The organism is Pseudomonas sp. MWU16-30316, from assembly GCF_020515645.1.
Classification (GTDB): Bacteria; Pseudomonadota; Gammaproteobacteria; order Pseudomonadales; family Pseudomonadaceae; genus Aquipseudomonas; species Aquipseudomonas cerasi.
On the sequence record NZ_JAIZAZ010000008.1, the window covers coordinates 142481 to 156067 of the forward strand.

A 13587-nucleotide genomic window follows, 5' to 3' on the forward strand; every position below is an offset into this window, starting at 1 on the left:
ATGGCATGCGACCGGGCATGACCACTGCCGGATCTGACCCGATAATGAACTTGTCGGCGTTACCCCCCTCCAAAAGACCGCGTTCGCGCAGGCACCGACCTGCCAACCGACCGCTGCCGAACTGCGCAGCGACTGTGTAACGTACTGGCCGTTTTTTCGCAGTTCCGACACTGCAACCGGGCGTGCGTACGATGCAACGAATCTGTAAGCGACCTTGCGCGCACTGGATACGACGCCTCCTGCACTGGATACGACGCCCCCTGTAGGCGTTTGATTTTCCCTGTTACATGATCGGTTCCGACTCGATCGCCCGGCGCAGTGATGGAGCTTCGCGAAAAGCCTCGCCAACCCATAAGCCGCGTCAGCGTTCACCTGCTGATGACCAGAAGAAACTCACAGGAGTCCACCCATGAAAGGTTCCAAATCGTTGCTGTTGGCCGCCACGCTCTGTATGCCGGTGCTCGCTCAGGCAGCCGAGCCAGAGGCCTGTCATACGGTCAACTTCTCCGACGTAGGCTGGACTGACATTACCGTCACTACTGCGGTAACCAGCGCCGTACTCGAGTCACTGGGTTACAAGACCAAGACCACCATGATTTCCGTACCGGTGACCTACAAGTCGCTGGCTGACGGGAAGAACATGGACGTGTTCCTCGGCAACTGGATGCCGACCATGGAAAACGACATCAAGCCCTATCGCGAAGCAGGGACCGTCGAAACCGTGCGTGCCAATCTGGAGAACGCCAAGTACACCCTGGCTGTCCCGGAAGCGCTCTATAACAAAGGCCTGCATGACTTCGCCGACATCGCCAAATTCAAGAAGGAACTGGGCGGCAAGATCTACGGGATCGAGCCTGGCAACGACGGCAATCGCTTGATCCAGAGCATGATCGACAAGAACGCCTTCGGCCTGAAAGATGCAGGCTTCAAGGTTGTTGAATCCAGCGAAGCCGCAATGCTTTCGCAGGTCGACCGCGCCGTGAAACGCAAGAACGATGTGGTGTTCCTCGGCTGGGAACCGCATCCGATGAACACTCGCTTCAAGATGAAATATCTGACCGGCGGCGATGACTTCTTCGGCCCCAACTATGGCCAGGCGACCATCTACACCAACACCCGCAAAGGCTACAGTCAGGAGTGCAGCAACGTAGGTCAGCTGCTCAAGAATCTGTCCTTCACGCTGGACATGGAAAGCAGCCTGATGGGCAATGTGCTGGACGACAAAATGAAGCCTGATGCCGCCGCCAAGGCGTGGATCAAGAAAAACCCGCAAGTACTCGACACCTGGCTCGCAGGCGTGACCACCGTCGATGGCAAGCCAGGCCTGGAGGCAGCCAAAGCCAAGTTGACCCAGTAAGCCGACAGCAGGCGGGGCTGACCCGCCTGCTGCCCTCTTCACCTTCCGCAAGCGGACACCCGAAATCATGCTGACTGACCATAAAATCCCTCTGGGCGAGTACATCGCCGCATTTGTCGATTGGTTGACGGCCAACGGCGCCGATTACTTCGACGCGATAGCCTCGACACTGGAAATGATGATCCACGGGTTCACTTTCGCGCTGACCTGGTTCAATCCATTCGTACTGATCGGCCTTATCGCCGCCCTCGCGCACTTCATCCAGCGCAAGTGGGGCCTGACGGTTTTCGTCATCCTTTCGTTTCTGCTGATCCTCAACCTGCATTACTGGCAGGAGACCATGGAAACCCTGGCACAGGTGCTCTTCGCCACACTGGTGTGTGTCGTCATCGGCGTGCCGCTGGGCATCATTGCCGCGCACAAGCCGCTGTTCTACACCATCATCCGGCCGCTGCTCGACCTGATGCAGACCGTGCCCACCTTCGTCTATCTGATTCCGACACTCACGCTGTTCGGTCTGGGCGTGGTACCCGGTCTGATCTCGACAGTGGTTTTCGCCATTGCCGCGCCGATTCGCCTGACTTACCTGGGTATCCGTGATGTACCTCAGGAGTTGCTGGATGCCGGCAAGGCCTTCGGCTCGTCACGCCGCCAGTTGCTGACACGCATTGAACTGCCCTACGCGATGCCCAGCATTGCAGCCGGGATTACCCAATGCATCATGCTGTCATTGTCGATGGTGGTCATCGCGGCCCTGGTCGGCGCCGACGGCCTGGGCAAGCCAGTGGTCAACGCGCTGAACACGGCCGACATCGCGCTCGGTTTCGAAGCCGGTCTGGCAATCGTATTGCTGGCCATCATGCTCGACCGCATCTGCAAACAACCCGAAGCCAAGGTAGGGTCCGACGCATGAGTATCATCAAATTCGACAAGGTAGACGTCATCTTCTCCAAGGACCCGCGTGAAGCCCTCAAGCTGCTCGACGAAGGCCTCACGCGTGACCAGATCCTCAAGAAAACCGGACAGATCGTCGGCGTCGAGAACGCCAGCCTGGATATCGAGAAGGGCGAAATCTGCGTGCTGATGGGCCTGTCGGGCTCCGGCAAATCCAGCCTGTTGCGCTGTATCAACGGTCTCAATACCGTCAGCCGTGGCTCGCTGTTCGTCGAGCATGAAGGCTCACAGATCAACATCGCCAACTGCAGCGCGGCCGAACTGAAAATGATGCGCACCAAGCGCATTGCCATGGTCTTCCAGAAATTCGCCCTGATGCCCTGGCTCACGGTGCGCGAAAACATCAGCTTTGGCCTCGAAATGCAGGGTCGCCCCGAAAAGGAACGGCGCAAGCTGGTGGATGAAAAACTCGAGCTGGTGGGCCTGACCCAGTGGCGCAACAAGAAGCCCGACGAGCTGTCCGGCGGCATGCAGCAGCGAGTGGGCCTGGCGCGGGCCTTGGCGATGGATGCCGACATCCTGCTGATGGACGAGCCGTTCTCGGCGCTCGACCCGCTGATCCGCCAGGGGTTGCAGGACGAACTGCTCGCCCTGCAAACCAAGCTGAGCAAAACCATTGTGTTCGTCAGCCACGATCTGGATGAAGCACTGAAGCTCGGCAGCCGGATCGCCATCATGAAAGACGGCCGCCTCGTGCAATACAGCGTGCCAGAGCAGATTGTGCTCAATCCGGCAGACGAATACGTGCGCACCTTCGTTGCACATACCAACCCATTGAACGTGCTGTGCGGTCGCAGTCTGATGCGCACCGTCGACGAGTGCACCCACGTCAACGGTTCGGTGTGCCTGGACCCGAGCGGCGACTCATGGCTCGATCTGGCCGAAGGCAACGTGATCAAAGGCGCGCGGCAAGGTGCCACGGCCCTCGATCTGCAGAACTGGGCCCCCGGTCAGGACGTCGCCACCCTGGATCGACGCCCTACGCTTGTGCATTCCAACATTGGCATGCGCGACGCGCTGCAGATCCGCTACCAGACCGGCAACAAGCTGGTCCTGCAGGACGGCAATAAAGTGGTCGGCATTCTGGGTGATACCGAGCTGTATCACGCATTGCTGGGCAAAAACCACGGCTGACAAGGCCTGAAACCGACAAGCCCGCTCAACCGCGCTGGACTCATCCAGCCGGGAGCGGGCTTTTTTCGTCTGCAGCGTTGTCACGGGTAACTCCCTTCCGCTATTTCTGCTCCCTCCGCCGCCATGTCGTAAACGCACCTTTGTGTGGCGTCCATAGGCATTTGGCGTCTTCGGTCCGGCCCTACCATCGCTCTCAGAGGGCTCTGTCAGCCCGAACGACAAGTCAGGCGCCGCGCCGCCGCTGGGAGATCCGCGATGTTCAGCAAGCAAGACCAGATTCAGGGTTATGACGATGCACTGCTGTCGGCGATGAACGCCGAGGAGCAGCGTCAGGAAGACCATATCGAGCTGATCGCCTCGGAGAACTACACCAGCAAACGCGTGATGCAGGCGCAGGGCAGCGGCCTGACCAACAAGTACGCAGAGGGCTATCCCGGCAAGCGTTACTACGGCGGTTGCGAGCACGTCGACAAGGTCGAGCAACTGGCCATCGAACGCGCCAAACAACTGTTTGGTGCCGACTACGCCAACGTTCAGCCGCACTCCGGCAGTCAGGCCAACGCAGCGGTCTACCTGGCGCTGCTCCAGGCCGGCGATACCGTGTTGGGCATGAGCCTGGCGCACGGCGGTCACCTGACCCACGGCGCCAAGGTCAGCTTCTCGGGCAAACTCTATAACGCCGTGCAGTACGGCATCGACACCGCGACCGGGCTGATCGATTACGACGAAGTCGAGCGCATTGCCGTCGAATGCCAGCCGAAAATGATCATTGCCGGCTTTTCGGCCTACTCCAAGACCCTGGACTTCCCGCGCTTCCGCGCAATCGCCGACAAGGTGGGCGCCTACCTGTTCGTCGACATGGCGCACGTTGCCGGTCTGGTTGCCGCCGGTCTTTATCCGAATCCGCTGCCCTACGCAGACGTGGTCACCACCACGACCCACAAGACCCTGCGCGGCCCACGCGGCGGCCTGATCCTGGCCAGGGCCAACGAGGAGCTGGAAAAGAAATTCAATTCCGCCGTCTTCCCCGGTGGCCAGGGCGGCCCGCTGATGCACGTCATTGCCGCCAAGGCGGTATGTTTCAAGGAAGCCATGGAGCCCGCCTTCAAGGCCTATCAACAGCAGGTCATCGACAACGCACAAGCGATGGCGCAGGTGTTCATCGATCGGGGCTTCGACGTGGTCTCCGGCGGCACCGACAACCATCTGTTTCTGGTCAGCCTGATCCGTCAGGGCCTGACCGGCAAGGACGCAGATGCGGCGCTGGGGCGTGCGCACATTACCGTCAACAAGAACTCGGTGCCCAACGACCCGCAGTCGCCGTTCGTGACGTCCGGCCTGCGCATCGGCACACCGGCCGTGACCACGCGCGGCTTCAAGGTGACCCAGTGCACCGAGCTGGCAGGCTGGATCTGCGACATCCTCGACAACCTCGGTGATGCCGATGTCGAGGCTGACGTTGCCAGCCAGGTCGCCGCCCTGTGCGCCGATTTTCCGGTTTATCGCTGAGTCAGGAGTAGCCTCACATGCAGCATTACTCAGGCTTCGGCCTTCTCAAGCATTCCCTCAGCCACCATGAAAACTGGCAGCGCATGTGGCGCACGCCGACCCCGAAAAAGGTCTACGACGTGGTCATTGTCGGCGGCGGCGGGCACGGTCTGGCGACGGCCTACTATCTGGCCAAGGAGCACGGCATCACCAACGTGGCCGTGGTCGAGAAAGGCTGGCTGGGCGGCGGCAACACGGCTCGCAACACGACCATCGTGCGTTCCAATTACCTGTGGGACGAGTCTGCCCACCTGTATGAACATGCGATGAAATTGTGGGAAGGCCTGTCCCAGGACCTGAACTACAACGTCATGTTCTCCCAGCGCGGCGTCTACAACCTGTGCCACACCCTGCAGGACATGCGCGACTCCGAGCGCCGCGTCAGCGCCAACCGGCTTAACGGCGTGGACGGCGAATTGCTCAACGGCCAGCAGGTCGCCGAGGAAATCCCGTACCTGGACTGCTCGAAAAACACCCGCTATCCGATCATTGGCGCAACGGTTCAGCGCCGTGGTGGCGTCGCCCGTCACGATGCGGTGGCCTGGGGCTTCGCCCGTGCGGCCGACGCGCTGGGCGTTGACCTGATTCAGCAGACCGAAGTCATCGGCTTTCGCAAGGAAAACGGCGTGTGCATCGGAGTGGAAACCAACAAGGGTTTCATCGGTGCCAAACGGGTCGGCGTGGTAACCGCCGGCAACTCCGGGCACATGGCCAAGCTGGCAGGCTTCCGTCTGCCCATCGAATCGCATCCGTTGCAGGCACTGGTCTCCGAGCCGATCAAGCCGATTATCGACAGCGTCATCATGTCCAACGCGGTACACGGCTACATCAGCCAGTCCGACAAGGGCGACCTGGTGATCGGTGCCGGCATCGACAGTTGGGTCGGCTACGGCCAGCGCGGCTCGTACCCGGTGATCGAACACACCATCCAGGCCATCGTCGAGATGTTCCCGGTACTGTCCCGCGTGCGCATGAACCGTCAATGGGGCGGCATCGTCGACACCACGCCGGACGCCTGCCCGATCATTTCCAAGACCCCGGTGCCGAACATGTTCTTCAACTGCGGCTGGGGCACAGGCGGCTTCAAGGCTACGCCGGGCTCGGGCAACGTATTTGCCGCCAGCCTGGCCAAGGGCGAGATGCACCCGCTGGCCAAGCCGTTCTCCATCGACCGTTTCCACAACGGCGCGCTCATCGACGAACACGGCGCTGCAGCCGTAGCCCACTAACAGGAGAACCCGACCATGCTGCATATCTTCTGTCCTCACTGTGGCGAACTGCGCTCCGAAGAGGAATTCCACCCGTCCGGCCAGGCGCACATTCCGCGCCCGCTGGACCCCGGTGCCTGCACCGATGAGCAATGGGGCGATTACATGTTCTTTCGCGATAACCCGCGCGGCCTGCATCACGAACTGTGGATACACGCCGCCGGTTGCCGCCAGTATTTCAACATGACGCGCAATACCGTGACCTACGAGATTCTCGAGACCTATCCGATCGGTAGCAGGCCGCAGTTCACGGATCAGGGAGAAAAGGTATGAGCCAGACCCATCGCCTGCCCAACGGCGGCCGCATCAACCGCAGCAAGGTGCTCAACTTTACCTTCAACGGCCAGACCTACCAGGGCTTTGAAGGCGACTCGCTGGCCTCTGCCCTGCTGGCCAACGGCGTCGATATCATCGGCCGCAGCTTCAAATACTCCCGCCCGCGCGGCATCTTCGCAGCGGGTTCGGAAGAGCCCAACGCCGTGCTGCAGATCGGCGCGACCGAAGCGACGCAGATCCCCAACGTGCGTGCCACGCAACAGGCGCTCTATGCCGGACTGGTCGCGACCAGCACCAACGGCTGGCCGAGCGTGAATACCGATGTCATGGGCATTCTGGGCAAGGTCGGCGGCAAACTGATGCCGCCGGGTTTCTACTACAAAACCTTCATGTACCCGCAATCGTTCTGGATGACTTACGAAAAGTACATCCGCAAGGCTGCAGGCCTGGGTCGCTCGCCGACCGAAAACGACCCGGACAGCTACGATGCGATGAACCAGCACTGCGACGTGTTGATCGTCGGCGCAGGCCCGGCTGGTCTGGCTGCCGCGCTGGCAGCAGGTCGCAGCGGTGCCCGAGTGATCATTGCCGATGAACAGGAAGAGTTCGGCGGCAGCCTGCTCGACAGCCGTGAAAGCCTCGACGGCAAACCCGCCGCCGAGTGGGTGTCTACAGTCGTCGCCGAGCTGAAAAGCCTGCCCAACGTCACCCTGCTGCCGCGTGCCACGGTCAATGGTTACCACGATCACAACTTCCTGACCATTCATGAGCGCCTTACCGACCACCTGGGTGATCGCGCGCCGATCGGCATGGTTCGCCAGCGCATGCACCGGGTACGTGCCAAGCGTGTGGTGCTGGCCGCCGGTACTCACGAGCGTCCGCTGGTCTACGGCAACAACGATGTGCCCGGCAACATGCTGGCCGGCGCCGTATCGACTTACGTTCGTCGTTATGGCGTGGCGCCGGGCAAGAAACTGGTGCTTTCCACCAACAACGATCACGCCTATCGCGTCGCTCTGGACTGGCTCGACGCCAGTCTGCACGTGGTCGCGATTGCCGATGCACGGCATAACCCGCGCGGCCCGCTGGTTGAAGAAGCGAGGGCCAAAGGCATTCGCATCCTGACCGGCAGCGCGGTCATCGAGGCCCGTGGCAGCAAGCGTGTGACGGCTGCCCGCGTTGCCGCCATCGACGTCAAGACGCACAGCGTGACCAGCCCTGGCGAATGGCTTGAATGCGACGTGGTTGCCAGCTCAGGCGGTTACAGCCCGATCGTGCACCTGGCCTCGCACCTGGGCGGCAAGCCGGTCTGGCGCGAGGACATCCTCGGCTTCGTGCCGGGCGAAGCACCGCAGAAACGTATCTGCGTAGGCGGCGTCAACGGTGTCTACAGTCTGGCTGACAGTCTGGCCGATGGTTTCGAAGGCGGCGTGCGCGCTGCCAGTGAAGCGGGCTTCAAGGTGGTCGAAGGCGTGATGCCCAAAGCCCTCAGCCGTGCGGAAGAGCCGACGCTGGCGCTGTTTCAGGTGCCGCATGAGAAAGGCACCGCTCGGGCACCCAAGCAATTCGTCGACCTGCAGAATGATGTGACCGCAGCGGCCATCGAACTGGCGACCCGCGAGGGGTTCGAGTCGGTTGAGCACGTCAAGCGCTACACCGCGCTGGGTTTCGGCACCGATCAGGGCAAGCTGGGCAACGTCAACGGTCTGGCCATCGCCGCGCGTTCGCTGAACGTGTCGATCCCGGAAATGGGCACCACCATGTTCCGCCCCAACTACACGCCGGTGACCTTCGGCGCGATAGCCGGGCGTCATTGCAAACACATCTTCGAACCCGTGCGTTTCACTGCGCTGCACGCCTGGCATGTCAAAAACGGTGCCGAGTTCGAGGATGTCGGCCAGTGGAAACGGCCGTGGTACTTCCCGAAGAACGGCGAAGACCTGCCCGCAGCCGTCGCTCGCGAATGCAAGGCGGTGCGCGACAGCGTCGGCCTGCTGGACGCTTCGACGCTGGGCAAGATCGATATTCAAGGCCCGGATGCACGCGAGTTTCTCAACCGCATCTACACCAACGCCTGGACCAAGCTGGACGTGGGCAAGGCGCGCTACGGCCTGATGTGCAAGGAAGACGGCATGGTCTTCGATGACGGGGTCACTGCCTGTCTCGCTGACAACCACTTCCTGATGACCACCACCACGGGCGGCGCAGCGCGCGTCCTGCAATGGCTGGAAATCTATCAGCAGACCGAATGGCCGGACCTGAAAGTGTATTTCACCTCAGTGACCGATCACTGGGCGACTCTGACGCTGTCCGGCCCCAACAGCCGCAAGCTGCTCAGCGAAGTCACCGATATCGATCTGGGCCGTGAAGCCTTCCCGTTCATGACCTGGAAGGAAGGTCTGGTCGCCGGTGTGCCAGCTCGCGTATTCCGTATCTCGTTTACCGGTGAGCTGTCCTACGAGGTCAACATTCAGGCCGACTACGCCATGGGCGTTCTGGAAAAGATCGCCGAGGCAGGCAAGCAGTACAACCTGACGCCTTACGGCACCGAGACCATGCACGTACTGCGCGCAGAGAAGGGTTTCATCATCGTCGGCCAGGACACCGACGGCTCGATGACGCCCGACGACCTGAACATGGGTTGGTGTGTCGGTCGTACCAAGCCGTTCTCCTGGATCGGCTGGCGCGGCATGAATCGCGAAGACTGCGTGCGTGAACAGCGCAAGCAACTGGTCGGCCTCAAGCCGGTGGACCCTGCCAAATGGTTGCCGGAAGGTGCGCAACTGGTGTTCGACACCAAACAGACGATCCCGATGAGCATGGTCGGCCACGTGACCTCCAGTTACGCGCACAACTCGCTGGGCTATTCGTTCGCGATGGGCGTGGTCAAAGGCGGTCTGGCGCGCATGGGAGAGCGGGTCTTCGCGCCTCTGGCCGATGGCAGCGTGATCGAAGCCGAGATCGTTTCTTCGGTGTTCTTCGATCCGAAGGGCGAGCGGCAGAACGTCGAGTAGTCCGCGGTGAGCCGATCATCCGCAGCACACAGAATTCAAGCAGGTGAATCATGAGCACAGCCAACATTTACCAGCAGCGCCCGACCACCGACGTCAAAGCCGAGTCGCCGCTGTTCCACGCAAACCTCGACAGCCTGATTGGCAAGGGGCGCGCCAGCCCGGGGGTTTTCCTGCGCGAGAAAAAGCTGCTGGGCCATCTGACGATTCGTGGCAATGCCCACGATCCGGCCTTCGCCGCAGGCGTACACAAGGCGCTGGGCATGGAGCTGCCCGCCGCACTGATGCTGGTCATCAGTGGCGAAAGCTCGCTGCAATGGCTTGGCCCGGATGAGTGGCTGCTGATTGTGCCGAGCGGCGAAGAGTTCGCGGCAGAACAGAAGTTGCGTGACGAACTGAGCGGGCAACACATCGCTATCGTCAATGTCAGCGGCGGGCAATCGATTCTCGAACTGAGCGGCCCGAAGGTGCGCCAGGTACTGATGAAGTCCACCAGCTACGACGTGCACCCGGACAACTTCCCGGTGGGCAAGGCAGTCGGCACCGTGTTCGCCAAGTCGCAACTGGTGATCCGCCGGACCGGTGAAGACACCTGGGAGCTGCTGGTCCGCCGCAGCTTCTCGGATTACTGGTGGCTGTGGTTGCAGGATGCGAGTGCCGAGTACGGGCTGAGCATTCAGACGTGAAGCGCCGGGAACCGGGGCTGAAACCGTAGCGTCGGTCTCAATGAAGACTCTTGGATTATCGTTCCCACGCTCCGCGTGGGAACGCAGTTCCGGACGCTCAGCGTCCTGCCCAAGCCTACAGGCTGGCACTGTCAGTCATATTTGCGGATAACAAATACTCTGGAGCATTGATTCAATGAGCCGCGCGCCCGACACATGGATTTTGACCGCCGACTGCCCCAGCATGCTGGGTACGGTAGACGCAGTGACGCGCTTTCTGTTCGAGCAGGGTTGCTACGTCACAGAACATCACTCCTTCGATGACCGTCTCTCGGGACGCTTCTTCATCCGTGTGGAATTTCGTCAGCCCGAGGCTTTCGACGAGCAGGCGTTCAGGGCCGGGCTGAGCGCGCGCGGTGAAACGTTCGGCATGATCTTCGAACTCACGGCGCCCAACTACCGGCCAAAAGTAGTGATCATGGTCTCGAAAGCCGATCACTGCCTCAATGACCTGCTCTACCGCCAGCGTATCAATCAACTGTCCATGGACGTGGTCGCGGTGGTGTCCAATCACCCTGATCTTGAGCCATTGGCTGGCTGGCACGGCATTCCGTACTACCATTTCCCACTGGACCCGAACGACAAGCCCGCGCAGGAAGCCAAAGTCTGGCAGGTCATTGAAGAGTCTGGTGCAGAACTGGTGATTCTTGCCCGCTACATGCAGGTCCTGTCTCCGGACCTGTGTCGCAAGCTGGACGGCAAGGCGATCAATATCCACCACTCGTTGCTGCCCGGTTTCAAAGGTGCCAAGCCCTACCATCAGGCTTACAACAAGGGGGTAAAACTGGTCGGAGCCACGGCGCATTACATCAACAACGATCTGGACGAAGGTCCGATCATTGCCCAGGGCGTGGAAGTGGTCGATCACAGCCACTATCCCGAAGACCTGATCGCCAAGGGTCGGGACATCGAAGGACTGACACTGGCCCGTGCGGTCGGTTATCACATCGAACGGCGGGTGTTTCTCAACGCCAACAGGACGGTGGTTTTATAGCTGCAACGGCTTCTCTCTGCTCCACCACAATAAAAGCGAGGTGACATGTATGTCTGGTAATCGCGGTGTAGTGTATCTCGGCGCTGGCAAGGTCGAAGTGCAATCAATTCCTTTCCCGAAAATGGAAGACCCACGCGGCAAGCGCATCGAACACGGCGTGATCCTGCGCGTGGTCTCCACCAATATCTGCGGCTCGGACCAGCACATGGTACGCGGCCGTACCACGGCGCAGACCGGGCTGGTGCTCGGTCATGAAATCACCGGAGAGGTGCTGGAAGCCGGTCGCGACGTGGAGCATCTGAAAGTCGGTGAGCTGGTTTCTGTGCCATTCAACGTGGCGTGCGGCCGCTGCCGCAGTTGTAAGGAACAGAACACCGGCGTCTGCCTGACGGTCAACCCGGCGCGTCCCGGTGGTGCCTATGGTTATGTCGACATGGGCGACTGGGTTGGTGGCCAGGCTGAATACGTGCTGGTGCCTTACGCGGACTTCAACCTGCTCAAACTCCCGGACCGCGACGCGGCGATGGAGAAAATCCGCGACCTGACCTGCCTGTCCGACATCCTGCCCACCGGCTACCACGGCGCAGTGACTGCCGGGGTTGGCCCTGGCAGTACGGTTTATGTTGCAGGCGCCGGCCCGGTCGGCCTGGCTGCGGCGGCGTCAGCACGCTTGCTGGGCGCTGCCGTGGTGATCGTCGGCGACGTCAACCCGACGCGTCTGGTTCATGCCAAGGCTCAGGGCTTCGAAATTGCCGACCTGTCCCAGGACACCCCTTTGCACGAGCAGATCGCTGCCCTGCTCGGCGAGCCTGAAGTGGATTGCGCCATCGACGCCGTAGGCTTCGAAGCACGCGGTCACGGCCATGCTGGCGCTCAGGCCGAAGCACCCGCCACCGTTCTCAACTCGTTGATGGGCGTGGTGCGCGTCGCAGGCAAGATCGGCATCCCCGGCCTGTACGTCACCGAAGACCCGGGAGCCGTGGACGCCGCCGCAAAAATGGGCAGCCTGAGCATTCGCTTCGGCCTGGGCTGGGCCAAATCACACAGCTTCCACACCGGCCAGACCCCGGTCATGAAATACAACCGCCAGCTGATGCAGGCGATCATGTGGGACCGCATCAAGATCGCCGACATAGTGGGTGTCGAGGTGATCAGTCTGGATGAGGCTCCGCGGGGTTATGGCGAGTTTGATTCGGGCGTGCCGAAGAAGTTTGTGATTGATCCGCATGGGTTGTTTGGCGGGGTTTAGATTCATCCAACCGATCAACCTTATACTTAATTATTAAGTTCTATCGATATCACGCCAAGAACCGATTAATGGTTCTCGGCGGATATTGCGAACTTGGGCTACCGGATTAGAAGTGGACGGAAATGGCAATGATTCAGCAAGGTGATAGCTAGGCGGCGGGGACTTCTCTGAAAATACAACACCTTCAACATCATCGAAAATCTTATTAAGTTTATCTCGCTTCTCTATAAAGGAATAAGAAGGTACCTCGCCTCGCGCCAGCTTGTTACTGACCTTCATATCTGCCAACTCCACTTTACGTTCAAGACGCTTATAGTTTTCATACGCGTGATCATAAGCCTCAGAGTACTGAGTGTCTTTTGTGTGATAAATATTCTTATTATACTGGGCCTGCTGCGAAGCTTGATAGGTCGGCGGCTCACTAATAGCTATCACACTTACGATAGGCTCCCCAGATCGCAAGCCATTTGAAACTGTTGTTTGCCGCTCCCTTGGCACGAGACGCCTAAAAAAATTAGATAGATTAAACATATGTCCAGTCAAATCAACCCAATTAACCGGATCCCCCCCACAATACCCATACGCATTCACCCCACCCTCACCAAACGGGCTCAGACTGTCCGGGCTGTTGAACCTCATCAACACCGGGTTAAACGCCCGATACCCATTCCCCAGCAAATAGTGCCCCGTCACCGGGTCAACTCGCTGGCCGGTAAAGCCCGGCAGGCTCGCGGGGCCTGAAGGATGACGATGTCCGTAAGGCGTGTAGGCAAACTCCAACCCCTGAGCGGCAATCACTGACTGCTGTTGATCCGTCGCCAACAACGCGCCGTCGCGCTGATTATTTTCTGTACTCAGGCAAGCAAGCACATGCTCATCCGTGCGCATAAGCGTGTGCTGGACCTGCCCCTGAACCTGCGTAGCCAGATGTGTCTTCTGATAAAAAAGGCGAGTGCTGCTCTGCCCCGCAGGCGCGCAATCGGCCAGGCGATCCAATGGATCGTAGCGGTAGACACAGAGCGCGGATTGCCCGGACGAAGCCATGGTTTCACTCCTTTGAAGTCACCCATG

11 protein-coding genes are annotated in these 13587 nt (G+C 60.2%); 10 read left to right on the plus strand and 1 reads right to left on the minus strand.

Translation table 11 applies throughout. The annotated features are described in order from the left end of the window. The first annotated feature begins 409 nt into the window (after positions 1-409). The 10 genes from LCH65_RS22425 to fdhA all read left to right on the plus strand — a co-directional run bounded on the left by LCH65_RS22425 (position 410) and on the right by fdhA (position 12516). Positions 410-1357 (plus strand): choline ABC transporter substrate-binding protein, encoded by a 948-nt coding sequence (locus LCH65_RS22425; protein ID WP_003432571.1) that lies wholly within the window; start codon positions 410-412, stop codon positions 1355-1357. A gap of 64 nt (positions 1358-1421) precedes the next feature. Next, positions 1422-2270, plus strand: coding sequence for a choline ABC transporter permease subunit (gene choW / locus LCH65_RS22430; RefSeq protein ID WP_170846044.1), 849 nt, complete (start codon positions 1422-1424; stop codon positions 2268-2270). Then, the gene (gene choV / locus LCH65_RS22435; RefSeq protein ID WP_003372468.1) at positions 2267-3445 is read left to right on the plus strand and encodes a choline ABC transporter ATP-binding protein; all 1179 of its coding nucleotides are present in this window, start codon (positions 2267-2269) and stop codon (positions 3443-3445) included. Before choW ends, choV begins: the two co-directional genes overlap by 4 nt. 255 nt (positions 3446-3700) lie before the next feature. Then, complete coding sequence (gene glyA / locus LCH65_RS22440) at positions 3701-4954, plus strand: serine hydroxymethyltransferase (RefSeq protein WP_226439809.1); 1254 nt, start codon at positions 3701-3703, stop codon at positions 4952-4954. 17 nt (positions 4955-4971) lie between these two features. Continuing rightward, positions 4972-6222, plus strand: coding sequence for a sarcosine oxidase subunit beta family protein (locus LCH65_RS22445; protein WP_003411874.1), 1251 nt, complete (start codon positions 4972-4974; stop codon positions 6220-6222). A 15-nt stretch (positions 6223-6237) separates the two neighbouring features. Next, the gene (locus LCH65_RS22450; RefSeq protein WP_096108058.1) at positions 6238-6534 is read left to right on the plus strand and encodes a sarcosine oxidase subunit delta; all 297 of its coding nucleotides are present in this window, start codon (positions 6238-6240) and stop codon (positions 6532-6534) included. Then, entirely contained in the window at positions 6531-9551 is a 3021-nt protein-coding gene (locus LCH65_RS22455; RefSeq protein WP_003432562.1) for a sarcosine oxidase subunit alpha, read from the plus strand. Before LCH65_RS22450 ends, LCH65_RS22455 begins: the two co-directional genes overlap by 4 nt. Positions 9552-9601: 50 nt before the next feature. Continuing rightward, the gene (soxG, locus tag LCH65_RS22460; RefSeq protein ID WP_122266818.1) at positions 9602-10234 is read left to right on the plus strand and encodes a sarcosine oxidase subunit gamma family protein; all 633 of its coding nucleotides are present in this window, start codon (positions 9602-9604) and stop codon (positions 10232-10234) included. Between the two features lie 175 nt (positions 10235-10409). Beyond that, the gene (purU, locus tag LCH65_RS22465; protein ID WP_003432560.1) at positions 10410-11267 is read left to right on the plus strand and encodes a formyltetrahydrofolate deformylase; all 858 of its coding nucleotides are present in this window, start codon (positions 10410-10412) and stop codon (positions 11265-11267) included. A 49-nt stretch (positions 11268-11316) separates the two neighbouring features. Then, positions 11317-12516 (plus strand): formaldehyde dehydrogenase, glutathione-independent, encoded by a 1200-nt coding sequence (gene fdhA, locus LCH65_RS22470; protein ID WP_226439810.1) that lies wholly within the window; start codon positions 11317-11319, stop codon positions 12514-12516. 33 nt (positions 12517-12549) lie between these two features. Here the strand turns inward: fdhA and LCH65_RS22475 are convergent, their stop codons facing one another. Continuing rightward, positions 12550-13560, minus strand: coding sequence for an RHS repeat-associated core domain-containing protein (locus LCH65_RS22475; RefSeq protein ID WP_054081722.1), 1011 nt, complete (start codon positions 13558-13560; stop codon positions 12550-12552). Positions 13561-13587 lie beyond the last annotated feature (27 nt).

Coding starts and splice junctions, on each gene's coding strand:
- LCH65_RS22445 (WP_003411874.1), top strand. CDS start 4,972: ATGCAGCATTACTCAGGCTTCGGCCTTCTCAAGCATTCCCTCAGCCAC.
- LCH65_RS22425 (WP_003432571.1), top strand. CDS start 410: ATGAAAGGTTCCAAATCGTTGCTGTTGGCCGCCACGCTCTGTATGCCG.
- purU (WP_003432560.1), top strand. CDS start 10,410: ATGAGCCGCGCGCCCGACACATGGATTTTGACCGCCGACTGCCCCAGC.
- glyA (WP_226439809.1), top strand. CDS start 3,701: ATGTTCAGCAAGCAAGACCAGATTCAGGGTTATGACGATGCACTGCTG.
- choV (WP_003372468.1), top strand. CDS start 2,267: ATGAGTATCATCAAATTCGACAAGGTAGACGTCATCTTCTCCAAGGAC.
- fdhA (WP_226439810.1), top strand. CDS start 11,317: ATGTCTGGTAATCGCGGTGTAGTGTATCTCGGCGCTGGCAAGGTCGAA.
- LCH65_RS22450 (WP_096108058.1), top strand. CDS start 6,238: ATGCTGCATATCTTCTGTCCTCACTGTGGCGAACTGCGCTCCGAAGAG.
- LCH65_RS22475 (WP_054081722.1), bottom strand. CDS start 13,560: ATGGCTTCGTCCGGGCAATCCGCGCTCTGTGTCTACCGCTACGATCCA.
- LCH65_RS22455 (WP_003432562.1), top strand. CDS start 6,531: ATGAGCCAGACCCATCGCCTGCCCAACGGCGGCCGCATCAACCGCAGC.
- soxG (WP_122266818.1), top strand. CDS start 9,602: ATGAGCACAGCCAACATTTACCAGCAGCGCCCGACCACCGACGTCAAA.